Source organism: Bilifractor sp. LCP19S3_H10 (genome assembly GCF_052119185.1).
GTDB lineage: Bacteria > Bacillota > Clostridia > Lachnospirales > Lachnospiraceae > Bilifractor.
Genome location: NZ_JBQKFT010000027.1, coordinates 1 through 24,831, shown reverse-complemented (window position 1 = coordinate 24,831; position 24,831 = coordinate 1). Strand labels below are relative to the sequence as shown.

The 24,831-nt window shown below is 51.0% G+C and carries 16 protein-coding genes and 1 pseudogene; 3 read left to right on the top strand and 14 right to left on the bottom strand.

The genetic code is table 11. The features are described from left to right. Positions 1 to 216 precede the first annotated feature (216 nt). The 6 genes and pseudogenes from ACTQZS_RS14075 to ACTQZS_RS14050 form a co-directional block, all read right to left on the bottom strand. Positions 217 to 1,098: a methylenetetrahydrofolate reductase gene (locus tag ACTQZS_RS14075; RefSeq protein WP_441099127.1), complete on the bottom strand. Its 882-nt coding sequence runs from the start codon at positions 1,096 to 1,098 to the stop codon at positions 217 to 219. A gap of 104 nt (positions 1,099 to 1,202) precedes the next feature. Next, complete coding sequence (locus tag ACTQZS_RS14070; protein WP_441476362.1) at positions 1,203 to 1,835, bottom strand: methylenetetrahydrofolate reductase C-terminal domain-containing protein; 633 nt, start codon at positions 1,833 to 1,835, stop codon at positions 1,203 to 1,205. A gap of 1 nt (position 1,836) precedes the next feature. After that, entirely contained in the window at positions 1,837 to 3,801 is a 1,965-nt protein-coding gene (rsxC, locus tag ACTQZS_RS14065) for an electron transport complex subunit RsxC (protein WP_441476361.1), read from the bottom strand. Positions 3,802 to 4,236: 435 nt separating this feature from the next. Then, on the bottom strand, positions 4,237 to 4,602 hold the full coding sequence (locus ACTQZS_RS14060) for a DUF1667 domain-containing protein (protein WP_441476364.1): 366 nt from the start codon (positions 4,600 to 4,602) through the stop codon (positions 4,237 to 4,239). Positions 4,603 to 4,727: 125 nt separating this feature from the next. After that, a pseudogene (locus ACTQZS_RS14055) lies at positions 4,728 to 5,993 on the bottom strand (NAD(P)/FAD-dependent oxidoreductase); the annotation flags it as partial. Positions 5,994 to 6,007: 14 nt separating this feature from the next. Then, positions 6,008 to 7,480, bottom strand: a complete 1,473-nt coding sequence (locus tag ACTQZS_RS14050) for an NAD(P)/FAD-dependent oxidoreductase (protein ID WP_441476363.1) — start codon at positions 7,478 to 7,480, stop codon at positions 6,008 to 6,010. Between the two features lie 600 nt (positions 7,481 to 8,080). On the opposite strand from ACTQZS_RS14050, the gene ACTQZS_RS14045 reads away from it, so the two are divergent. Then, positions 8,081 to 9,001, top strand: coding sequence for an FKBP-type peptidyl-prolyl cis-trans isomerase (locus ACTQZS_RS14045; RefSeq protein ID WP_441476360.1), 921 nt, complete (start codon positions 8,081 to 8,083; stop codon positions 8,999 to 9,001). A gap of 521 nt (positions 9,002 to 9,522) precedes the next feature. Further along, the gene (locus tag ACTQZS_RS14040; protein ID WP_441476359.1) at positions 9,523 to 10,725 is read left to right on the top strand and encodes an iron-containing alcohol dehydrogenase; all 1,203 of its coding nucleotides are present in this window, start codon (positions 9,523 to 9,525) and stop codon (positions 10,723 to 10,725) included. A 3-nt stretch (positions 10,726 to 10,728) separates the two neighbouring features. On the opposite strand, the gene ACTQZS_RS14035 is transcribed toward ACTQZS_RS14040, so the two are convergent. From ACTQZS_RS14035 to rpsB, 6 genes are all read right to left on the bottom strand, one after another. Next, on the bottom strand, positions 10,729 to 11,292 hold the full coding sequence (locus ACTQZS_RS14035; protein WP_441476358.1) for a DNA-3-methyladenine glycosylase I: 564 nt from the start codon (positions 11,290 to 11,292) through the stop codon (positions 10,729 to 10,731). Positions 11,293 to 11,301: 9 nt separating this feature from the next. Further along, entirely contained in the window at positions 11,302 to 13,923 is a 2,622-nt protein-coding gene (locus tag ACTQZS_RS14030; RefSeq protein WP_441476357.1) for a cation-translocating P-type ATPase, read from the bottom strand. Positions 13,924 to 14,666: 743 nt separating this feature from the next. Further along, positions 14,667 to 16,370, bottom strand: coding sequence for an adenine deaminase (ade, locus tag ACTQZS_RS14025; RefSeq protein WP_441476356.1), 1,704 nt, complete (start codon positions 16,368 to 16,370; stop codon positions 14,667 to 14,669). A gap of 206 nt (positions 16,371 to 16,576) precedes the next feature. After that, positions 16,577 to 17,893, bottom strand: a complete 1,317-nt coding sequence (locus ACTQZS_RS14020; protein ID WP_441476355.1) for an alpha-amylase family glycosyl hydrolase — start codon at positions 17,891 to 17,893, stop codon at positions 16,577 to 16,579. Positions 17,894 to 18,271: 378 nt separating this feature from the next. Further along, positions 18,272 to 19,213, bottom strand: a complete 942-nt coding sequence (gene tsf / locus ACTQZS_RS14015) for a translation elongation factor Ts (RefSeq protein WP_441099136.1) — start codon at positions 19,211 to 19,213, stop codon at positions 18,272 to 18,274. A 31-nt stretch (positions 19,214 to 19,244) separates the two neighbouring features. Then, positions 19,245 to 19,991 carry a 30S ribosomal protein S2 gene (gene rpsB / locus ACTQZS_RS14010; protein WP_441099137.1) on the bottom strand — a complete coding sequence of 249 codons (747 nt, stop codon included), beginning with the start codon at positions 19,989 to 19,991 and terminating at the stop codon, positions 19,245 to 19,247. 271 nt (positions 19,992 to 20,262) lie between these two features. On the opposite strand from rpsB, the gene ACTQZS_RS14005 reads away from it, so the two are divergent. Continuing rightward, positions 20,263 to 21,396 carry a hypothetical protein gene (locus ACTQZS_RS14005; protein ID WP_441476354.1) on the top strand — a complete coding sequence of 378 codons (1,134 nt, stop codon included), beginning with the start codon at positions 20,263 to 20,265 and terminating at the stop codon, positions 21,394 to 21,396. Between the two features lie 14 nt (positions 21,397 to 21,410). Here ACTQZS_RS14005 and ACTQZS_RS14000 read toward each other — a convergent pair whose 3' ends face one another. Together ACTQZS_RS14000 and ACTQZS_RS13995 are read right to left on the bottom strand one after the other, a co-directional pair. Then, positions 21,411 to 22,880 carry an aminoacyl-histidine dipeptidase gene (locus tag ACTQZS_RS14000; RefSeq protein ID WP_441476353.1) on the bottom strand — a complete coding sequence of 490 codons (1,470 nt, stop codon included), beginning with the start codon at positions 22,878 to 22,880 and terminating at the stop codon, positions 21,411 to 21,413. Positions 22,881 to 23,084: 204 nt separating this feature from the next. Next, positions 23,085 to 24,473: an MATE family efflux transporter gene (locus ACTQZS_RS13995; protein ID WP_441476352.1), complete on the bottom strand. Its 1,389-nt coding sequence runs from the start codon at positions 24,471 to 24,473 to the stop codon at positions 23,085 to 23,087. Positions 24,474 to 24,831: the final 358 nt, after the last annotated feature.

Sequence of the window (24,831 nt, the reverse complement as noted above, 5' to 3'; positions counted from 1 at the left end):
CCGCCGGGCGCACCAACGAGATAAAACACGCTGCGCGAGTTTTATCTCGCTATCGCGACGCTCGCCGCACACGAATACTTCGCATTCGGCTGCGGCTCACTGTTCGCGTAAAAAAAGGCGGTCCCATCACACCCGGATCACGGGCAGTGATGTGGACCGTCTTTTTGGACTGTTTTCTCCACCGGTCTTTACCGGAAGAGAAAACAGATAATATAATCAGCGGATTTCGGCCTTTTCCAGCAGTTCCGGAATCTTGTCCTCCCATCCGAGCGACATGATGTGAACGCCCTGACAGTAAGGTCTGCACTCCCGGATAATCCGGGCAGCGATTTCAACGCCGGTGATTCCGGCTTTCGTCTTCTCCTTGTCTGCTCTGAGCTCATCCAGCATGGAATCCGGAACAGAAATTCCCGCGACATTGTTGTTCATGAATTTGCACATGCCGACAGATTTCGGAATGATGATGCCGAGCATCACCGGCTTGCCGAACTGTTTTGCCTGTTCCATGAATTTGATAAACTTCTCCGGCTCAAAGACAGCCTGCGTCTGGAAATATTCCGCGCCCGCCGCTACCTTTCGCTCCATTTTCATGAGCTGTGCGTCTACGGAGTCGCTGCACGGAGACACAACGGCACCCTTGGCGAATTTCGGCGGTTCACCGACGAGATCATTCCCTCCGAGATCCCTGCCCTGCTCCAGCAGGCACATGGTGTGCAGAAGGGAAACGGAATCCAGATCGAATACCGGCTTCGCGTCCGGATGATCGCCGAGCTTCGTGTGGTCTCCGGTGAGCGCAAGCACATTGTCGATGCCGAAGAGCGCGGCGCTCAGAAGATCCGACTCCAGAGCGATCCGGTTCCTGTCACGGCAGGCGAGCTGGAAAATCGGATTGAGCCCCGCATCCTTCAGCGTCTTACACACGGCCAGAGAACCGATCCGCATGACAGAGGACTGGCAGTCCGTTACGTTGATCGCGTCGACTTTGCTCAAATATTTCTTTGCACTCTCCACCAGTTCATCGATGTGAAATCCCTTTGGCGGGCCGACCTCGGCAGATACTACAAATTCGCCCTGTTTAAACAACTCTGTAATTTTCATAATTGTCTCTCCTGATATTCGTGATCTATGGCAGATTTTCAGCATTCCGGCCCCGGGAACTGTATTGCACGGTATCTCAGGTCCGGAAGCCGAATTGCTTTCATTTATGATTCTTTACATTCTCTGGTTGCTTCATCAGTTGCAAAATTGTGCAGCTGGGTCGGGCAGCGCATGGCGTCGAGCCGCCCAAGGGCTTTCAGCCGTCTGTATATGCGCTCCCATCCGCATTCCATCTCGGGATCTACTTCACACATACCGTTCCGGGCACCGCCGCACTGACCGTTCACAAGGCTCTTGGAGCATGCGGTGATCGGGCAGATTCCTCCTGTCAGATTCAGATAGCAGGTCCCGCACTGTCCGCAGTCTGTCTCAAGAGGGGTGACGCCCTGATAACCCGGAAGCCGTATCGTATCGCAGGCGGCATATACCGGCTTGTTCCGGTAGAGATCCGCAACCGTCTGCACGCCGACTCCGCATGAGAATACCAGAATCGAGTCAGCCGCCTCAATTTCAGCCGCGTGGTTCTTCAGCTGAAGCTTCAGGTTGTCCGGATTGCAGATATAATCTGTTGTGACGATACCGGTCACTCTCCCGCTCTCTGCAAGAGATTTCTCAAGCGCATCTGCTTCCTTCTCGGGGAAGCGTACCTCCATGCATCCGTGACAGTTAATGATGAATGCCTTACCGGTCACGAGGGAATCGATGGTATCTTTTGATTTTAACTCAGTAATCAGCACTTTACTTCACCTCCCTGATCATGGCTTTTCCTTTTCTGATCTTGGTGACCAGAGGAATCTTGGAGGAGCAGATATACTGGCAGCAGCCGCACTCAAAGCAGTCTCTGATATTTTCTGCAAGAAGAGCCTTCGCGTCGCCCTCATCCACATATTTTGCGAAATTCAGCGGTGCAAGCTCCATAGGACATACATCCACACAGCGTCCGCAGCGGATGCAGGCTTCTTCTTCACTGTGCTGTGTATCGACAGCGATGATACCATTGGACCCCTTGATCACAGGAACGTTCGTATCGGAAATCGCGAATCCCATCATCGGGCCGCCCATCTTGATGGTGATATCGTCTCCTGTCGTGCCTCCACAGTAGTCAATGATATCCTGCACATTCGTACCGATTCTGACCATGAAATTTCCGGGATGAACCATATGCTCTCCAGATACGGTCACCGCCCGTTCCACCAGCGGCATACCGGTCCGGATGGCATCAGCGATCGCCTTCGCTGTGCTGACGTTGTCCACGACAGCGCCGACATCCGCGGGAAGGCCGCCGCTCGGAACCATTCGTCCCATCACGTTTTTAATGAGCATCTTTTCGGCACCCTGCGGATATTTCGTTTTTACGCACCGTACCTCGATGTTCTTAATATCCTTCACCTTTGACTGAAGCAGGGCTACAGCGTCCGGTTTGTTGTCTTCTATAACGATGTATCCCTTCGGCGCATTCACCGCCTTCATAATCGCCTGCAGTCCGAAAATGACAGCGTCCGGATACTCAAGAAGAACTCGGTGATCCGCGGTGAGAACCGGCTCGCACTCACATCCGTTCAGAAGGACCGCGTCAATCGGCTTGTTCGGCTTGAGCTTCACATAGGTCGGGAAGCCGGCGCCGCCCATTCCGGTGATGCCCTTCTCCTTTACGATTTCAATGATCTCATCCGGTGTGAGATCCTCCAGCTTTCCGGCGGGTTTCACAGATGCGTCCGGAGTGTCCTTGCCGTCAGACCGGATCACAATCGACATCACGCCCGGTCCCTTGTTCGGATGGGTATGCGGCTCGATGGCAGTAACGGTTCCGCTCACACTGGAGTGAATGCAGCAGCTGATGAATCCATCCTGTTCCGCAATCTTCTGTCCGACGTTTACGTGATCTCCCACTTTTACAATCGGAACCGCTGGCTTTCCAACATGCATGGACAAGGGAATAATTACCTGTTCCGGCTCCGGGAATTTCGCGAGCGGAATATCCTCGGTAATTTCCTTGCGTTCGCTCGGATGGACACCTCCGTAATAACCGGAGAATCTTCTCTCCCGGAGATTTTTTACATAGTCATTGATTTCCCTGTGGCTGATTCTGGAATAATCACGGAACTGCACAGGCTGCGCAAGGAATTCCTCCAGCCTGCCCTGTGCCTTCAGTCTGTCATAAATTCTCTGCCATGCGCAGTCCTTCTGCGGGTCGACTTCGCACTTTCCGTCTTTTGCACCTCCGCACTGGCCGTTTAAAAGGCTCTTGGAACAGTCAACAATCGGACAAATACCTCCGGTAAGGTTCAGATAACACTGCGAACACGCACCGCAGGTCTTCTTCGTCAGGGCCATACCATGATATCCGGTATAGTTCAGTGAATCTGCCGCGGCAAGTACGGGTTTAACCTCCATATTCGCGACTGTCTGAATACCAAGACCGCAGGCTACAACCGCAATATGGTCAGTTCCCTCCGGGATCATATCCGGCAGACGCTCTTCTGTCCGGACCTGATTGCAGAGGAAGTCAACCTTTGCGATGCCTGTGACCCTTTTGCCCTGTGCCTCCGCAAGCTTCGCGAATTCGTCCGCATCCGGCTCGTTCAGGGTGTCGAATTCCTTGAAGCATTTGTTACAGGCGACAACGAAGATATTGTCTCTGTCTTTGAGAAGAGTGTTCAATTCTTCGCTGTCTTTCAACGCATACTTGGTATAATTCACCATGTTTCTCCTTTCTGAAATATTTGATTGTCCTGACCATCTATGTCCACTTCCGTGAAATTTCGGATTCTCCGCAATCCTACCGTTTCCATAATCTCGGTTATCCGTTTCATACGCCTAAATAACCAGGACTTGTGTCTATTTTAGCATATTTTTTATCCGAATTCTCTATCTTTTTTGGAAATTACAGACAAATAATTCTGTCAACAGAACGCGGTCTGTGCCGCACAGCTTCTTCATGCCTGCACGTAAAAAAGCAGAATGCTGCCGGGTGTCTTATCCGTATTACCGGAAGCTGCTTCGTACCTGCACGCAAACGAGATAAAACACGCTGCGCGAGTTTTATCTCGCTATCGCGACGCTCGCATAAAAAACAGGGCAGGGATTCACAGCCGCGCGAAAAGCGTGCCGTGAAATCTCTGCCCTGTCGGGTTTGGTTCACTGCTTGTGGATATTTCTTGTGGCAACGACATCGATACCCGTTCCACAGACGTCCGGGATGACGACATCTCCGATCTTTACGGGAGCTGAAATGCAGACGCGGTTGATGACGTCCATGCATTCAAAAATCATGTCCTTCGGAATGTTTCCCTTCGTCTTCACCGAACAGCGCTCTTTGTCGCCGCCTGTCACCGCAACGGTTGAGGTTACGGTTCTCTCCGGGTGAATGACCTCTTTTCTCGCGTACCGGTCTCCGATTTTGCAGCTGTTTCCGGTTACGCTCTTTATTTCTTCCCCTTCAAATTCTACTGTGATCTGGCAGCCCATGGGGCAGCCGATACAGGTCAGATCTCTTTTCTGCATCATACTCCGTGCCTCCTTCATATGGTCTGCCGGCGTGCGGCACTGTCCGCGGCTGCGGATGTCGCATTTGCGTGGCTAATCGTTTTCTCTTCCGAAGCTTTCTTCATCGGTTCCGGCGTATCGTCCTCTTCGATTTTTATTGTGATGGTGCGCAGGTCCGGCTTTTCCAGAAGCTTTTTCTTCTGAAGAATGATTTGTTCCATCTCTCCGGGCGCCATGATTTTCTTCTTCTGATGCTGAACCCGCTCGTCATCAAAATAAACGCTCACATAGGCCTGACGATAAACCGCTCCGACCCGGAAGCGGACTGTCAGCAGATCATCCATCCGATCCGTGTGAATCGTTGACGGAACGGTATACCGGACTCCGCCGGCAGCGACAAGCCGAATAGGTGACTGTTCCCCTGATGCCTCAGCGCATCCGCTCTGCACATATCTGGCAGCAGCTTCACCTGCCCTGCCTGCCTCTTCTGATACGTAATCAACCAGATCATGAACATGGAGGACATTCCCGCAGGCAAATACACCGGGAATGTTCGTCTCCATGATTTCATTGACAAACGGTCCCTTCGTGACCGGATTCATCTCCACTCCGCAGCCTGCGGAAAGTTCGTTCTCCGGGATTAAGCCGGTGGACAGAAGAAGCGTGTCGCAGGTATACCGTTCTTCCGTACCCGGAATCGGTTTCATGTCCTTTCCCACCTTTGCAATCGTAACCGCCTTCACGCGGTCCTTTCCTTCAATGTCCACCACGGTGTGTGAAAGCTTCAGCGGAATTCCAAAGTCATCCAGGCACTGCACGATATTTCTCTTGAGGCCTCCGGAGTAAGGCATCAGCTCCGCGACAACCTTGACGGTTGCCCCTTCAAGAGTCATTCTGCGCGCCATGATCAGCCCGATATCGCCGGATCCCAGGATGACGACCTCATGTCCCGGCATGTAACCCTCGATATTCACCAGGCGCTGTGCCGTACCTGCGCTGTAGATGCCGGCAGGCCGGTATCCCGGTATGTTCAGAGCACCTCTTGGTCTCTCCCTGCATCCCATAGCGAGAATCACGGCACCCGCCTGAATCCGGAACATCCCGTCAGTCCGATTCATCGCGGTCACAACCTTATCCCGGGAGATGTCCATCACCATCGTATCGAGTCTGTACTCGATACCCAAATCATATACCTGCTGAATAAAGCGGTCTGCATATTCCGGACCGGTCAGCTCCTCCTTGAAGGTATGAAGCCCGAATCCGTTGTGGATGCACTGATTCAGAATTCCTCCGAGTTCCTTATCTCTTTCCAGGATCAGAATCCTCCGGGTTCCGCCTTTTCGGGCCGCAATAGCCGCCGCAAGGCCGGCGGGACCGCCGCCGACAATCACAATATCATAAGACATCATCTCATTTGCCTCCATCATTCTTCCTCCCCGCTATGCTCTTTCGTGCGGCCGATAACCAGTCTGGAATTGCCCCCGCTCTTGGTGATTTTCTCATAGGGAAGTCCAAGCTCCCGATGAAGGATCTCCATGGTACGTGGAGAACAGAATCCTGCCTGACAGCGTCCCATGCCTGCTCTTGTTCTGCGCTTGACGCCGTCCAGGGAGCGGGCGCCGAGCGGGCGGTGGATCGCGTCCAGAATTTCTCCCTCGGTCACGGATTCGCATCGGCAGATAATTCTTCCGTATGCGGGATTTTTTCGAATCAGCTCGTTTCTCTCCTCAAAGGAAAGAGAGGCAGGATTCAGAATTCCCTTTCGGGTTCCGGTCCAGTTCTCCTTCCGCTCCGGTTTCATCTTCTCTTCCAGCAGCTGTCTTACATATTCACCAATCGCGGGACTCGAGGACAGGCCGGGGGATTCAATTCCCGCACAGTCGATAAAATGAGGCGCATCCTCTACCTCTCCGATAATGAAATCATGGCCGTCTTCATGAGCCCTGAGTCCGGCAAAGGAAGTGATCACCTGGCGCATAGGTATATTTTTCACACTCTTCGCGGCTTTTTCTATGATTTCGTTCAGGCTGTCCGCCGTTGTATTTGTGCCTTCTTTGTTCCCGATGTCCTGTGCATTCGGTCCGATCAGCAGGTTGCCGTGAATCGTGGGCGTTACCAGAACACCCTTCCCCATTTTCCCCGGCTGTGCAAACACCGTGTGGGACACATGATTTCCGGCTGCATGGTCAAGCAGGCAGTAGCTGCCGCGTCTCGGGGTGATATGTATTTTCCTGGCGCTTACCATATTGTGGAAGACATCTGCATAGACGCCGGCCGCGTTGACGATATACCTGGTTCGATATTCTCCGTTGCAGGTGCGGATCTTCCAGATTCTCTCTCCGTCCGGCTTCAGGTTATCCGCTTCGATTTTTTCCACCTCAGTATTGAAGAAAAAGTCGACGCCGTTGACGTTTGCGTTTTCCGCCATCGCGATATTCAGAAGAAACGGGCAGACAATTCCGCTTGTTTTTGCATGGAACGCGCCTACCACATCGTCCGCGAGATTCGGCTCGATGGCGAGAGCTTCCTCTCTGTTCAGGATTTCCATGCTGTCGGCGCTGAGGCCGTTGGCAATTCCCCGGTCATACAGCTCCTGAAGTCCTCCCAGCTCTTCCGGGTCCGTGCAGACCACAAGGGCACCGTTTCTGCGGAACGGCACATCAAGATCAGCGGCAATCTTATCCATCATTTCGTTACCGCGAACATTCAGCTTAGCCATCATACTTCCTGTCGCCGCATCAAAACCGGCATGCACAATCGCACTGTTGGCCTTTGTTGTGCCGCAGCAGACATCTTCTTCCTTTTCCAGCACACAGATATTGAGTCTGTACCTGGAAAGCTCCCGGGCAATCGCGCATCCGCTCACTCCCGCTCCTATAATGATCACATCATACAGCATCGTACATTTAACCTCCTGATTTCTGGACTTCTGACCTGCAGGGACCCCCGCAGGCAGCAGGGAAAAAAGCTTTATGAATTTCCCCCTGCAATCGTGACGCTTGCCGCATCAGGCCGCCTCACATCCGGATGCGGCCTGCGTCTCGCGCAAAAAAAGAGTCAGCACATAAACAGTACGACGTACTGTTCAGCGACTGACTCATTGTTCTCCAGCTGCAATATTAGATTTGACTGTTCCCTCTCCCGGAATTCATCAGGCTCTTCCAACACGAATGCCACGCTGCAGGCGGTGCCTTGTCCTCTGAAGTCCGGAACTGATTGTATTGTAACACATCTTTCAGCGTTTGTGTGTTATTTATCCGTTAATTTTTTTTACCTTGCAGCGGGAAATGCTGAGGATGTTGCTTTTCTTCTTATTATTTCGTATACTGTCTGTATTGCGCAGACGTCGTGACAGTGAGATAACCCGTGAAACACGGTTGAATCGGTCGGAAAAGCCAAAGATTTCAGAGCCAGCAGCTGATGAAAATGTTTTGTCAGCTGCCCACAACCTGAAGCGGGTGGGTTTCCGCCTGCAACAAACGAAAGGATTTTATTTATGAAAATTGCAGTTACTTATGATAACGGAAATATCTTCCAGCATTTTGGAAGAACAGAGAATTTCAAGATTTATACCGTTGAGGACGGACGGATCGTGTCGAGCGAGGTGATTGGAGCCGGCGGAATCGGACATGAGGCGCTCGCAGGACTGCTTGCAGACCTTGGCGCAGATACGGTTATCTGCGGCGGAATCGGCGGCGGTGCCCAGTCGGCTCTTCAGTCCGCGGGGCTGCAGATTGTCTCCGGCGCACAGGGTGATACGGATGAGGCAGTTCAGGCATTTCTCGCCGGTAAGCTTTCTTCAGAGGGAGTGAACTGTGAGCATCACCATGGATCCGAAAGTCACGGCGGATGCTGCGGAGACAGCGAAGACGGATGCTGTGGTGACAATGAAGACGGATGCGCCGGCGGCTGCTGCGGCGGCGATGAGGAAGAAGGCTGCGGCGGATGCTGTGGAGGCGGCTGTCATGAAATGAAGGTGATCCTGGAGGGTAAAAACGCCGGAAAGACGGTGAAGACGCATTACGAAGGCACCTTCAACAACGGGACGGTCTTTGACTCATCGTACGACCGGGGAGAACCGCTGGAGTTTGTCTGTGGAACGGGCATGATGATCCCGGGCTTTGACAAGGCGGTCGTAGATATGAATGTCGGAGATATTGTAAATATTCATCTCACTCCGGACGAAGCTTACGGCGAACGCGATCCAAGAGCGATTTTCACGGTAGAGATCAACCAGATGGAGGGTGCCGCCGGTCTGAAGACAGGCGACCATGTATACCTCTCAAACGCTATGGGACAGCCGTTCCCGGTTGTCGTCACTGCAAAGGATGACAGAACAATCACTTTCGACGCCAACCATGAGATGGCTGGAAAGGAGCTCAATTTCAAGATCGAGCTTGTCTCCGTGGAAGCATGATCGGGACCTAAAAGCTGATAACCCTGCCCCGGCTGTTTTCTGTATATGACTGCCCGGGGCGGACACGGATTCGACGCCCTTTTCCCTGATGTATGTACAGCTAGCTGCATCTGACGAATCAGGACAGCTGGACAGACACCGGCCATTTCAGCCGGCAATAAAATACCTCCTTTCAGAGTCTGATTTTCCTATCAGAGCCTGTGAGGGAGGATTTTTTTTACGCGAACAGTGAGCCGCAGCCGAATGCGAAGTATTCGTGTGCGGCGAGCGTCGCAATAACGAGATAAAACTAGCGCAGCGTGTTTTATCTCGTTTTGCTGCGGGGCTCAGGGGTCATCTCTACCGGCGTTCTTCTGTGCTCTCACGTTTGTTTGGATGGCCTTTCCAATATAATGGTGCCCCGCGCGCGGGATAACAGGGGTATAATGAGAAAGTAACCCTGAATCATTCCGGGCAGGATCTGTCCGTCAGGGAAATCCGCACCATCTGCAGGCTGCCGGATTTCGGAAAGGATATCTATTATGGATTTGAAATTGGATCAGATATACGACAGGCTCTATCAGAGTGCCTTCGGACTTGGAATCCGGATTTTACCGGGAAAGGGCCCTCAGGTGGTCTCGGGAGCCCATGCCTTGAATTGTATCAATGAAATACTGGAAAAAGAAGGAAAATTACATCCGATGATTGTCACGGGGCCGAGAATTGTAAAAAGCGATTTTTTCGTAAACGCGTGTAAAAAGCTGAAGGAATATTCGCTCTTCTCCGATGTCCGTCCGGATCCGGATACGATAACAGTGGAAAAGATCGTTGCCATGTATACACAGGAGCGGTGTGACTGCTTTGTGGCAATTGGCGGTGGATCAAACATGGACGCGGCGAAGGCAGCTTCTGCCCGGATCGCCAGACCGGACAGGTCGCTGCAGGAGATGGGCGGAACTCTGAAGGTTCGCAGGAAGACGCCTCTCTTCCTTGCGGTACCGACGACTGCAGGCACCGGTTCCGAATGCACAGTCGCCGCCGTTATTACCGACGCGGAGACACATCATAAGTATTCGATCAACGATTTTGTCCTATGTCCGGACTATGCGATTCTCGACCCGGTCCTGACTGTCTCTCTTCCGCCGTTTCTGACCGCCACAACGGGAATGGACGCTCTGACGCATGCGGTTGAGGCATACCTCAACCGGCCTTATCACCGCCGGGAGACACCCGGACAATGTCGAGAAGCTGTCAGAGCGATTTTTCGTTATCTTCCTGAAGCGTTTAAAACACCGGACAATCTGAAGGCACGTCAGGAAATGCTTTTTGCCTCTTTCAAGGCCGGACTGGCTTTCACCACCGCCTGTGTGGGGAACGTACACGCGGCGGCGCACACCATCGGCGGCCTGTATCATGTTCCGCACGGGCTCGCCAACGCGGTCCTTCTGCCCATCGTTCTCGAGGATTACGGAAAAAAAGTGGAACGGCCGCTCGCAGATCTCGCCAGATTTGCTCATATTGCGGCAGGCACGGACAGTGAATGCGCTGCTGTCTTTATTCAGAAAATCCGCGACATGAACCGGACGTTTGGCATTCCGGATCACATTGAGAAAATCTCCGAAGATGACCTGGATCAGATGGCCTCGTGGGCAGTTCAGGAAGCCAATCCTCTGTATCCGGTTCCGGTTATTTATGACCGGGAGCATTTCAAGAGGATTCTCCGCAGAGCCGGCCAGCTTTCCTGAACATTATGGCTGTTTTCTAGTCTCACAGTCTTCCAGATGATCGTTTACGATTCCGACAGCCTGAAGAAAAGAATATGTGATGACAGGCCCTACATACGAAAGTCCCCGCTTCTTCATGTCGCGGCTCATCTGCCGGGAAAGCCCGGAGACCGCGGGGATCTCCTCCGGGGTTTTCCAGTGCCCGTCCCGTGGTCTGCCATCCGTAAAGCTCCACAGATACGCGTCAAAGGAGCCGAATTCCTCACGGATCTTCTGAACCGCTGCAGCATTCCGGCGCACACTGAAGATCTTGCTTCTGTTCCGAATCAGTCCCTCATCAGCCATAAGGCCTTCCAGTTCAGCATCGGACATTGCTGCACAGGCGTCTATCTCAAAGTTGTGGAAGGCCTTCTGATAGAAGGCCCTTTTGTGAATGATCGTCTTCCAGGATAATCCGACGCTTGCGCCCTCGAGGCAGAGCATTTCGAATTCAAAGCGGTCATCATGCCTGATTCTGCACCATTCCCTGTCATGGTATTCCATCAGAATCGGATCATCTCTGAAATATTCTGTACATCTGCTGCTCACTGCGATTCCTCACTTTCTTCGGATGATTCGGACAATCTGAATGATTGCCGTCGGTATCAGTGCCAGAACGCCGATGGTCACGATATGTTTGCTGTTCAGGGCTGATACCGAAAACAGGCGCCTGCCCACAGGGGTGACGGAAACAAGAATCACCAGAACCAGTCCGAGCAGGAACGCGCCGAGACTGTATGGATTCTTCCGGAATCCGAGGCGGACCAGGCTTTTTTCTCCGCGGCAATTAAAGCCGTGAAGCAGCCGCGAGCAGGTCAGCGTCAGAAACGCAAGCGAGCATGCCATGGCAGGGGATTCTCCAAGGCCGATATGATAGGCGATGATAACAGCCACGGAAATCAATCCTCCCTGAAAAATCATCCGCAGCGCAAAGTTGCGGTCCATGATTCCAGCCTTCGGGTCTCTGGGCTTTTTCTTCAAAACATCGTCTGAGCCGGGCTCCATTCCGATCGCCAGCGCCGGAAGTGAATCTGTCACCAGATTAATGAACAGAAGCTGTACCGGCTGGAACGGAATCGGAAGCGCCAGAAGCGAGGTAACCAGAACGGTGATAATTGCCGAAAGATTGCCGGACAGCAGATAGAGAACGGCGTTACGGATATTTGTGTAGATGGTCCGGCCGTTCGCCACTGCCTTGATTATCGTCGCAAAATTGTCATCTTCCAGAATCATGGATGCCGCATCCTTGGACACTTCCGTTCCCGTGATGCCCATTGCGACTCCGATATCTGCCTTCTTCAGAGCCGGTGCGTCGTTTACACCGTCTCCGGTCATGGAAACGATTTTCCCCTTTTTCTGCCATGCATCGACAATCCGGATTTTATTCTCCGGAGATACTCTGGCATAGACGGATATTTTTTCGATTTTTCCGCTGAGCTCTTCATCCGACATTTCATCCAGCTCCATGCCGGTTACCGCGAGATCCCCCTCCTGGAAGATGCCGATCTGCTTCGCAATCGCGGTCGCTGTGATCTTATGATCTCCGGTGATCATCACAGTTCGGATTCCTGCTTCTTTTGCATGCTGTACGGCCTGAATAGACTCCTCTCGCGGTGGGTCCATCTCAGAAATCAGTCCAAGGAAGGTGAAGTGATACTCTGTCTCCGGTGTAAGCTCCTCTTCGGACTCCCTGTACGCAAATGCCAGAACACGCAGACCGTTTTCCGAGAACTTCCGATTCTGCTCTGTGATATTCTTCCGGTCTTCCGCGGTAATCGGCCGGATCTCTTCATCACTGACCCGGATGCTGTCACAGCGGTCAAGCAGCACATCTACGGCGCCTTTGGTGAAGATGGTAGACACACCGTGAATCCGGTGTTTTGTACTCATCAGCTTACGGTCGGAATCAAAGGGCACCTCCTCAATCCTCCTAAGCATCGTGCGAAGGTCCTCGTAAGAAAGCGTCAGGTCCTCTTCCTTCTGCATCAGACCCTTGACCTTGCCGTACATCTCCAGGAGCGCGTACTCTGTCGGATCTCCGACGCCCTTTCCGTTTGATAGTGTCGCGTCATTGGTGAGAACAGAGTCGTAGAGAAGATAGCGGTGTGTCTGCTGATGCATGTCAAATTCTTCCGGCCCGAATACTCTTCCGCCGGCATAAATCTGCTGCACCGTCATCTTGTTCTGTGTCAGAGTGCCGGTTTTGTCCGAGCAGATAACCGATACGCAGCCCAGAGACTCCACCGCGGAAAGTTTCTTGATGACCGCATGTTCCCGCGCCATTTTTTGCGTTCCCATAGCCTGCACAATCGTGACAATGGAGCTGAGTGCCTCAGGAATTGCTGCGACTGCCAGCGCAACTGCAAAAAGAAGAGAATTCAGAAGCTCCATTCCCCGTGCAATTCCCAGTACAAAAATTACCGCCGAAATAATCAGGATCCCTGTCGCAAGCTTCTTTGAAAAATCATCCAGATTTTTCTGAAGCGGGGTCTTCTTCTCACCCGTCTGGTTCATCAGTGTGGCAATCCTGCCGATTTCCGTCTGCATTCCCGTTTCCGTCACCAAAACCACGGCGCGCCCATAGGTGACAAGGGAGCCGGAATAGACCATGTTCTTCCTGTCCGCAAGCGGCATATCACCAACGAGCGTATCGTCACACTTGTCCACGTTAAGGGATTCTCCGGTCAGAGAACTCTCGTTGACCTGAAGAGAATAATTCTCCAGGATCCTGCCGTCCGCGACGATCAGATCACCTGCCTCAGCCACAAGAATATCTCCCGGAACAACCTGTCTGGACTCGACCTCAATGCGTTTTCCATTCCGGATTACCTTTGCGGTCGGCGAAGACAGCGCCTTCAGTGCCTCGAGAGATTTTTCCGCCTTTACATGCTGAACAGTCCCCAGAACAGCATTCAGCACAAGTACGGCAAATATAACAAGTGTGCTTTCAACATCGCCGGTCAGCATGGAAATTGTCGCGGCAATAATCAGGATGATCACCATCAGGTCCTTGAACTGTCCCAGAAAAATCTGAAATACCGATTCCTTCTTTTTTTCCTTCAGCTCATTGAACCCGTACTGTTCCTGACGTCTGCTGACCTCAGCATCTGTGAGACCTTCCTTTGTGGAATGAAGCTCCTGAAGGGCTTCTTCCGAATTCTTTTGATACCAGTCCGCCATAGCTGCACCTTCCTTTCTTCTGTACCGTCAACCGCTGCGTCGTTCATACGCATACCTGTTGCCTTCGAAATCGCATACAGTCTCTTACGCGCGCTTCGCGACAGGCGGCCTGTCTGCGTTTTCGATACATTGTGCCACACACTGTATAAGCTACGGATTGCTCCGTGCTTCGCACTCTCGCAATCCTACAGTTGACCGACTTCGTCGGTCTGTCGCGGCGTTCGCCCCACCGCTTCACACTTTGTGTGAGCGGATGTGGCTCACTGCCCGAGCATATTCGCATTTCCGTGCCGCTTGCGCGTCACTTCGTGCCACATACTGTATAAGTCCCCGCGTCACTTCGCTGCTTCGCAGCTTCCGTGCCGTTAACAGGTATTCGCACTTCCGTGCCGCTTACGCGTCACTTCGTGCTCATACCTGTTGTCGTCGCTAATGTTCTTGCCCACTGGTGAGCAAGCTCCCCGTGGGCCAAGAACATTGCGACTGGACTTATACAGTAAAAGAGACTTTACGCAGACGGAAAAGCAGAACAAACCGCTCTGTCCTTCCATCTGCATAAAGTCTCATCACCTGAACGAATCCCGAGGTATAGCCAACCATTCTGCCGCATGGACAGACGCGCTTGTTGACGGGCTATTTTGATTACTCCCTCTATGCTTCTGTAAAACAGAATGCTATCATCCGCAGGTCTTCCCGTCAAGTGTTTTTGAAAAATTAGAAACCTTAGTAACGACGGAATTTTTTCATGCCCTGCGGAGAAATTCACCGCCTGTGACGCTGTAGATGCCTCTTGGCGTACAGCGGATCTCCGGAATAACCGGGAGCGCCATGAAAGAGAGTGTAATGAAGGGATCCATATCCTCGGGAACGCCCATCCGGTGTGCCTGACGGATCATCTTTCGAAGCTTCTGATTGACATAGCTGTAGCTCCTGTCGGAGATCAGTCCCATGATCGGAAGCTCAAGGGTGTCACAGACCTCACCGTTCCGGATGATCGTATAGCCGCCGTGCGTTCGTTCAAGTTCCTTTACCGCAAGAAGGATATCCCGGTCGTTGTCTCCGATGACGATGATATTGTGACTGTCGTGAGACACCGAAGACGCGATCGCGCCTTCCCGCAGTCCAAAATTCTGTACCACACCGACGCCGGTTTTTCCGGTCGCCTTGTGCCGCTCAAAAACCGCTATCTTGTCCAGATTGCCATCCGCCTCAAAATACTCCTTCCCGGGAAGGAGCAGATCTCTCCGCTCAGTGAGAATCTGTCCCGGGATCATGCGGATCACCGGGAAAGGATGCCCGTCCAGGCGTATTTTCAGCTTTTCCGGATCGATCTTTCCGAGGTGGATGGTATCCGTCAGCTCTGGCGGACATGGCGCAGGCTTAACTCTCTGCTCTCCTCTGATCAATTTTCCCTTGTAGAAGACCATCCGGGCATTGAAGTCCTTGATGGAATCCCATACTACAAGATCCGCGTCATATCCGGGCGCGACTGCTCCTGTTCTTCTCAGCCCATAGCATCGCGCAGGCTGAATTGTCGCCATCTTGACAGCGGCGATTGGACTGATGCCCATACTGACCGCCTTACGGACGTTGTGATCGATGTCGCCCTCCCGAGCAATATCTTCGATGTGTTTGTCGTCCGTGCAGAAACAGAAACCCTCGGTATTTGTATTGTTCTCTACAATGCCCTTTACTATCATTTCCAGATTCCTTGCGGCGCTCCCCTCCCGGATATGACAGGTCATGCCCATGGAGCGTTCCTTCATGACGTATTCATAGGTGGTGCCCTCGTGATCAGTGGTCACACCGGCCATGACATAGGCGGCAAGCTCCTCATCCGACAAATTCGGAGCGTGGCCATCCTTCACTTTGCCGTCAAACAGCTCCAGCTTACGGTTCATCTCCGGATCGCCGTTGATGACAGACATGCAGTCCATCACCTCGCCAAGACCAAGGACACGGCGGTTTTTCAGATAAGGAGCCATCTGGTCTGCGGTCAGAATACATCCGTTATCATCAACAGGTGTAGACGGGACGCAGGAGGCAATCATCACGTAGACGTGTGCAGGACAGTTCTCCGTCTGGGACAGGAGATAATCGATTCCGGCTGTACCGGCCACGTTAGCCACCTCGTGAGGATCAACGATAAAGGTCGTGGTTCCGTGTGCCGTGGCTTTGGCAATCAGCACCTGCGGATTGACGAGTGTCGACTCCAGGTGAAGATGCGCGTCAATAAATCCCGAGGTAAGATACTGGCCCTCCAGATCAATTTCGCGTGCGCCGTGGTAATCTCCGATTCCGACAATCATGCCGTTTGTAATTGCGACGTTTCCCTCCTCTACGCGGTCAGTAAATACATTGACTATTTTTGCATTTTTCAGAACAAGATCTGCCTTATCAAGCTTCCTTGCCGCTCTGGAGCAGCCGATATACTTCGTAAGTTCCATACCATATCACCTCCGTATCGGAACGACACACTGTCTCTCGGATTACACACTGCATTTCCTAAGCCGCTTACCTCTTTGCATCGTTCAGGCGGACCGCCGCAATGGATAAGTTTCCGCGATGCGGAAGCTGCAGGCAGCTTCCGTGCCGCTAATGAACTTGCCCACTGGTGAGCAGGCACCGTAAGCCAGGAACATTGCGGCTGGACTTATACGGTAAAGATCACCGGCTCACCGCTGACCGATATCCGTCCCATGCTCACTTCAACTTTCGTGTCGTCAATCAGATTTGTATAGACTCCGTCCGGTATCTCATAGGGCTTTACGGAAAGAAGCCCTGTCTCTCCTCGGAGAGAAAAAATTCCGATTGCTCTCTTTCCGGTTTCCCCTGCTGGACGGTCCGCGTTTTCTGTGCGGATTCCAACCAGAATCTCCCTGTCCTCCGCATGCAGACAGATACTGCAGTCTGCAGAAAGATCCTCTTTCCGAATCCGGTAGAGTCTCTGAAGCAGGGGCGTGATATCTTCTCCACTCCAGGAAATGGTATCTCTGTCAAACAGTCCCGGTGTGTGATCCGCGCATCTTTCCTGTCCATTATAAATCAGAACAGTCCCCTTCTGGAAATACTGAAAAGCCGTCCAGTTGCGGAGCGCCTTCGCGTCACGAATCATGTATGCAGCCCGAAGCTGGTCATGATTTTCCAGGAATCTCAGTTTGTCATAATTGTCGGGATAGATACATTCCTGAAGGTTGACAGCAGATGCATACTCTTCCAGCCTTTTTGACCCGGTCAGATAATCGTAGAAGATTCCGTGAATATCATACGCATAGCTGATATCGAATGCCTGGAAGATTTCTGAATCCGACGCACAGGGAATGCCGTGCGAGCGGTTAAAGGAGATAAATTCCGGTTCTACAGTTTCTGCCAGCCAGATGCATCCCGGATGTACCTCCTCCACAGCTTCTCTCGCCGCCTTCCAGAATGCAACCGGAACAAGCGGAGCAACATCGCACCGGAATCCGTCGACCTGATAATCCCCGGCCCACATTTTTAATGTGTCAATCTGATACTTCCAGAGATCATGGCAGCTGTAATCCAGGTCAATGACATCCCACCAGTCTCCGATCCGGTTGCCAAAGCTTCCATCCGGTTTGTGATAGAAATATTCCGGATGCTCCTTCGCGAGAACACTGTCGGGGGAAGTATGATTGTATACGACGTCTATGATGCATTTCATGCCATGCTCATGAATCGCTTCCACAAGATGCCGAAAATCTTCTGATGTTCCAAACTCCGGATTTACCGCGCGATAATCCCGGATTGCGTAAGGAGATCCCAGGCTGCCCTTCCGGTTTTTTACGCCACATGGATGAATCGGCATCAGCCAGATGATATCCGTCCCCAGTGCCTTGATCCTGGAAAGATCCCTCCGGACCGCATCAAAGGTGCCTTCCTCGTTGTAGTTTCTAACAAAAACAGAATAAATCACATCGTTTCGTAGTTCTTTTGAAGTATTGTATGCCATTGTCTTATACCTTTCCGTACCCGGCGCTGTCTGACGCGGGTTTATTATATGCTTTTCATGCCCTCATTCTGAGGGAGCACTCATTGGCTGTCTATAACAGTATATCGCCGGAGGGCAATTCCTTCAAACAGAAAATAGCAAAGCAATATTCGGAACATCTGCAACAGTTCCGAGCGGAGGACAGTTCCTTCAAACAGAAAACAGCAAAGCTCTGAAAGCTGAAAATAGAAAAGCTCCGGAAGTACAGTCACGTATATTCTTCGTGTGACAGTGCTTCCGAAGCTTTTCTGTTTTGTAATGCTTTTAATTTTTCACGGTTTCTCTGAGATCAGGAACAGGTGCGCGGATTATCTCCGGCACAATTCAGATCCACCTGAATTACTTTCCTGCAACCTGAGCAGCTACCTCAGCAGCGAAATCCTCGTTCTTCTTCTCAAGTCCCTCTCCGGTCTCGAAACGAGTGAAGCCCTTGATGGTAACTTTGGCATTGTTCTCTTTTGCGACCTGCTGAACATACTTCTCAACAGACTGCTTGCCGTCCTCAGCCTTTACGTATACCTGATCAAGAAGAACAATCTCTTTCAGTTCCTTGTTGACACGGCCCTTTACGATTCCCTCGATGACCTTCTCCGGCTTCTGGGATTCCTTGGGATCGTTCATGATTGCAGCACGAAGAATCTCTGTCTCATGCGCGATGTAGTCTGCCGGAACCTCAGCGTTGCTTGTGTACTGCGGTCTCATGGCAGCGATCTGCATGGCAACGTTCTTTGCCATCTCTTTGATCGCGTCATTTACAACATCTGTCTCAACGTCAACCAGAACGCCGATCTTTCCATCAGCATGATTGTAGGTTGCTACAAATCCGTTCGGCTCCTCAACCTGTGCAAAACGGCGGATATGCATATTCTCGGAGATAACCGCGATCTCTGCGTCAAGCTCTTCCTTAACGGTCTTGCTTGTGTCGAACTTCCAGGGCTCTGCCAGGAATGCGTCGATATCTGCAGCGGTTGTCGTCAGTGCCTGATCTGCAACCTGTGCCACATAGGAGCGGAACTTCTCGTTCTTGGCAGCAAAGTCTGTCTCGGAGTTTACCTCAACGATTGCCGCCTTTTTGCCATCATCAGCAGCCTTGAACATAACAATGCCTTCTGCGGCGATACGTCCGGACTTCTTCTGTGCCTTTGCCATACCGTTCTCACGAAGCCATTCAACTGCCTTATCCATATCTCCGTCGGTGTTCGTCAGGGCCTTCTTGCAGTCCATCATTCCGGCACCGGTCATTTCTCTTAATTCTTTAACCTGAGAAGCTTTAATAGCCATTTCGAATTCCTCCTGTAGGTTGTATGATTAATTATTCTGCCTCTGCGGCTTCCGCAGCAGCTTCCTCTGCAGCCTCATCGCCGGATTCCTGTGCCATTCCCTGTTTTGCTTCGATGACAGCATCTGCCATCTTGGAAACCAGAAGCTTAACGGCACGAATCGCGTCATCATTTCCCGGAATTACATAGTCGAGGTCTTCCGGATCACAGTTGGTATCGCAGATACCGATCAGAGTGATTCCCAGTGCGTGAGCCTCTTCAACACAAATGTGCTCCTTCTTCGGATCTACAACAAAGATAGCATCCGGGATCTTCTTCATCTCTCTGATGCCGCCGATGTTCTTAACGAGCTTCTCCTGCTCTTTCTTCAGGCCCATGACTTCCTTCTTCGGAAGAACATCAAAGGTTCCGTCCTCTTCCATCTTGTCAATCTCATTCAGGCGGGCAATACGTGTCTGGATGGTCTTGAAGTTTGTCAGCATTCCGCCGAGCCATCTCTCATTGACATAGAACTCACCGCAGCGCTCAGCCTCAGTCTTGATGGTGTCCTGTGCCTGCTTCTTTGTTCCCACAAAGAGAATTCTGCCGCCGTCAGCGATGATGTCCGCAACAGCCTTGTAAGCCTCATCTACCATCCCTACAGACTTCTGAAGGTCAATGATATAGATGCCATTGCGCTCTGTGTAGATGTAGGGAGCCATCTTGGGGTTCCATCTTCTTGTAAGATGTCCGAAATGTACACCGGCTTCGAGTAACTGCTTCATTGAAATTACGCTCATAGTATTTCTCTCCTTTTGGTTTTAAACTTCTGTACGGTTCAACTTGCCGGGGAACCTCGCAGGAGGCACCACCCCGGAAATTTCCGCACATGCTTTCTAAACAGCTTTCCAATTGTAGCACAGTTTTTCTTCTTCCGCAAGGATATAATTGCACGTGTATATGTGTTATACTTTTGAAGTTTTCTGCGCAGTATTTAAGGCAGCGCGAATTTACTATCTTTCTGCGCAGTATTTTAAGCAACGCAAATGTACAATCATACAGGAGTATACAATGAACACCAAAAATTCAGATCTGATTTTCACCCAGTACAGACTTTGCTTTGACAGTGCAGCAGCAGGCGAAATTTCTGGCACTGATTCTCTGCGGAAAGGCCTTTCCGATTTCAAAAAAAACTGGAATCCGGATGATGCAGATTTTCCGGCAATGCTCCGGGCGTCAACATCAGGAATCAGGGCCTTTCTTGATACTCCGATGCACCGCTCTCTCGAGGGCATCACCGCACTCGCCGACATCCCGGAAGAAACAGCATTCGTCAGAGAACAACTGATCCGGCTCTTTTATACGGAGGATCATGGTGATCTGGATCAGCGTGCTTCCCGCATTCTTGATTTTCGAAACGACATCAACGTCCGGATCGGACGGAGATTTGAGGGGAAAACTGAATTTGAGCAGACCGCAGTCTCTGTTTTGAATCTTCTCTCAACATTTTCTCCTTCCGATAATTATTTCTATAAAAAAGAAGCTGCTGATCTTTTCGCTCAGGCGACGGAATTCGGGGATTATTTCATGTATGGCAATCATTTTTCCCTTAAGGGTTACTACAAAATGTGCGATAACCTTCTGGAGGAAGTATGGAATTATCCTGAAATTCTGAAGCTCCATCAGAACCGTATGGTGGATTTTCCCGCAGAATTCAGCAATAATCTTCATTTTCTGGCTTATGATATTCTCGACTGTGCGTACCGGAACGACTTCTATTCGCATCTGCGCATCCGGTCATCCTTTACAGATGAATGGATGGAAAGAGCAAAACGGGCAAGGGAGCTTGCCGGGCGTATCGATGAGATCCGTCGGGAACTCTCTGTGAAGAAAGCGCATCTGAAAGACCTGCTCTCCCTTCAGCTTCCGGCAATTGACGGAATTTCTGTTGCGCACCGTGTCTTCGGCTCCGGCACTGTTTCTTCGTGTGTTAACGGACGTATGACGATTCGTTTTTCGGATACAGAAAAAGCCTTCCTGTATCCGAAGGCTTTTCTGTCAGGCTTTCTGAAGCCGGATGACGGTTCTATACTGGAGCAGCTTCGAAGGATTACACAGGCTGAGGAAGCGCGTCCGATGCTGGAGCTGGAAATCAGTGATCTTGAAGAACAGCTGACGGATGCGCAAAAAGCTCTGGAAGAATGATTCTCTGTACATCTCTATGAATTTTTATATTCAAGGATCCTGAGGATATAATCATACATTCTCCTGGCAGAGGAGATGGACAGCCGTTCCTGCGGGGTGTGAATATTGAAGATATCCGGGCCCATGGAAACCGCATCCAGGCCCTGAATCTTCCCGGCAAGCAGACCACACTCCACACCGGCATGTATTGCCTCTATGACGAGTTCCTTCCCGAACATCTCACGATATATCTTCGACATCCGCGTGCGCAGCTTAGAGTGCTCGACCCATTCCCACGGTGGATATGCACCACTTTCAACCACCTTTGCCCCGTAAGCTGACGCGATCCAGCCGATTTTCTGAATCAGTGCAGCAAGTGCCGATGCTACAGAGCTGCGCACCGAAGCACACATTGAAAATTCACCGTCAGACAGACTGGTAATTCCCCAGTTCAGGGAAGTTTCCGTAAGCCCCTCTACTTCATCGCTCATACGCTGGACTCCGGAAGGAAGCGAGTTTGCCAGAGCAATAACTCTGCGTGTGTCTTCCACGGTCAGTGGATCTTCATCCGCTCCGGATTCCGGGATGCCAGATGCCTCTTCTGCCGTAATTTGAAGGCCAGGGTCAACCGCCCGGTATTCCCTCTGAATATTTTTTTCGTTAATCTGAACGGAAGATACGAATTTTGAAAAATCCTCAACCACAACTGTTGCCGCCGCTTCTCTCGGAATCGCATTGTCCTTTGCGCCTGCGCGCATCGAGATCAACCGCACGCCTGTCTCACGAGACGCTTCCATGATTGTCCGGAATAAGAGAAGCATCGCATTCGCCCGCCCCTTGTTTATTTCCGTACCGGAATGACCGCCTGTGAGACCTGATACATGAAGCTCCACTCGCTGTCCTTTAAATGGTCTCCGGGTTATTGGAAGAATTACCTTTTCAGACGCACCGCCGGCACATCCGGCCAGAACAACGCCTTCTTTCTCGGAATCAAGATTTAAAAGGAGATGGCCCTTCAAAGGCGAGCAGTCGATGAACTTTGCGCCATCCATTCCTACCTCCTCGCCAACTGTAATCACACACTCCAGTCTCGGATGCTTCAGTGTGGCCGAGTCCAGAATTGCCAGAATATAAGCAACCGCAATTCCGTCATCACCGCCGAGAGTCGTCCCTTTTGCGGAGATAAAATCACCATTGACCTCCAGATCAAGGCCATTGTTTTCCATATTCTTCGTCACACCCGGATTTTTTTCACAAACCATATCCATGTGTCCCTGAAGAATGATCGGTTCCTGATTCTCATATCCCTCAGATGCCTCTTTTATGATGATCACATTGTTCAAGGCATCCTGGTAATGCTCAAATCCATGTGATCGGGCATACTGAATCAGATAATCACTGATTTTCTTTTCCTTACCGGAAGGTCTCGGTATCGCCGAAATCTCCTCAAAATAGCGAAAAACTTCCGCAGGCTCAATTCCCTCCAGAATTTTTCTGTCTGACATACTTTTTCCTCCTGATCCTTATCTATTAATAATAAGAAAGCAGCTCAAATCCATGATATGTGAGCAACTTCATTATTATGTCCCCGGTACATCAAACGAGATAAAACACGCTGCGCGAGTTTTATCTCGCTATCGCGACGCTCGCCGCACACGAATACTTCGCATTCGGCTGCGGCTCACTGTTCGCGTAAATAAAATGTAATTTTACGAAATAACCGTGTGATTCAGCCACTTACCGGAACGATAACGCAGAGAATATACAATCCCACGCACCAGCCAGTCAAGGGACATACCGATCCATACAGCGATCGGTCCGAAACCGAACACACGAATCAACAGTGTGGTCACAAGAACCCTGCAGCACCACATGGTTATGCTGGACGCGATCATGGAAAATTTCACGTCTCCGGCAGATCGCATACCGTAAGCAGGAATAAACGCCGGAATCCAGACAATTGGCTTTACAATAGACACATAGATCAGCATGTTAAAGCAGATATCAGCAGCTTCCGGATCCATACCGGCAAGCCACATCACAGGTTTTGCAATCACAAAAACAATAACGCAGGAGATGAGCACGACACCTTCAGCGATCATGCTTATCTTTACAATGTAATACTTTGCCTCTTCTACACGCCCTGCACCAATACACTGACCAACAACGGTCATAAGACCGATTCCGATTCCTATGCCACCGATGCCGTTCAGGTTTTCAAGGATGATCATCATTGCATTCGCTGCAATATTAATTGTTCCAAGGGTCGAGACGCTGGACTGGATTGCCAGTTTGCCAAACTGAAACATCCCGTTTTCAATTCCGGAAGGAACACCGATTGACAGAACTTTTTGGATCATCCGAAAATCAGGACGTATACGCAGATAATGATCGATGACAATCGGCTGTCTGGGTATTCTGAGAAAATAGAAAATCACAACAGCGCTGAAAATACGGGACAACAGGGTAGAGATAGCCGCTCCTGCAACCCCCATATCAAAGCCGAAGATCAGAACCGCATTTCCAAATATATTAAGGCAGTTGGAAATTACGGATAGTGTCATTGGAAAACGGCTGTTTCCACCCGCACGGTAAAATGCCGCTCCTGATTCGAAGAGTGCAAGGAAGGGGAAGGAAATTGATGTGTAAAAGAAATACGTCACACCGTTTTCCATGACAGCTGGATCAACCGAGCCGAATACAAGCCCGAGAAGTGGCCTTCGGAGTATCAGGCAGAGGAGAGCCAACGGAATGGATATCATCAATACCGTGAGCACTACCTGTCTAGCTGCCGCATTACACTTCTTTAAATCCTTATGTCCGATATACTGTGAACAGATTATCGTTCCCCCGGCAGCCATTGCGGAAAGGATTTGAATAACCAGTATATTGATGGAATCAACCAGTGAGACTGCAGAAATTGCCTCGCTCCCGGCTCTTGTAACCATCATGGTATCTGCCATACCCATGAAAGAGGTCAGAAGCTGCTCCAGCATCAGTGGATACAGAAGCTTCCAGAGTTCAGCTCTGGTGAAGGTCAGATTATTCCAGTCGATACGATCGGACTGGTAGAAATGGTTCCTGAATTTGGAAAACATGTAAATAAACCCCGATAAAAATAGATGTTTTCAATTATATAGTTTACACCTGTTGCATGCGAAATCGCATACAGTCTCTTACACACGCTTCGCGCGTGACGACGGCTTTATACAGTAACCCCATACGATAAGTCGTGCCACATACTGTATAAAGCCAGCTGCTCCGTTGCTTCGCAACTCTCGCAGCTGCCACATGTGACCGACTTCGTCGATCTGCCGCGGCGTTCGCCCCACCGCTTCACACTTATGTGAGCGGATGTGGCTCACTGCCCGCGCATATTCGCATTCTCGCGGTGTTTCACACCGCTCCATGCTCATACATGTTAGCGTCGTTCAAGCATGCAGTTTTCTGTGCATG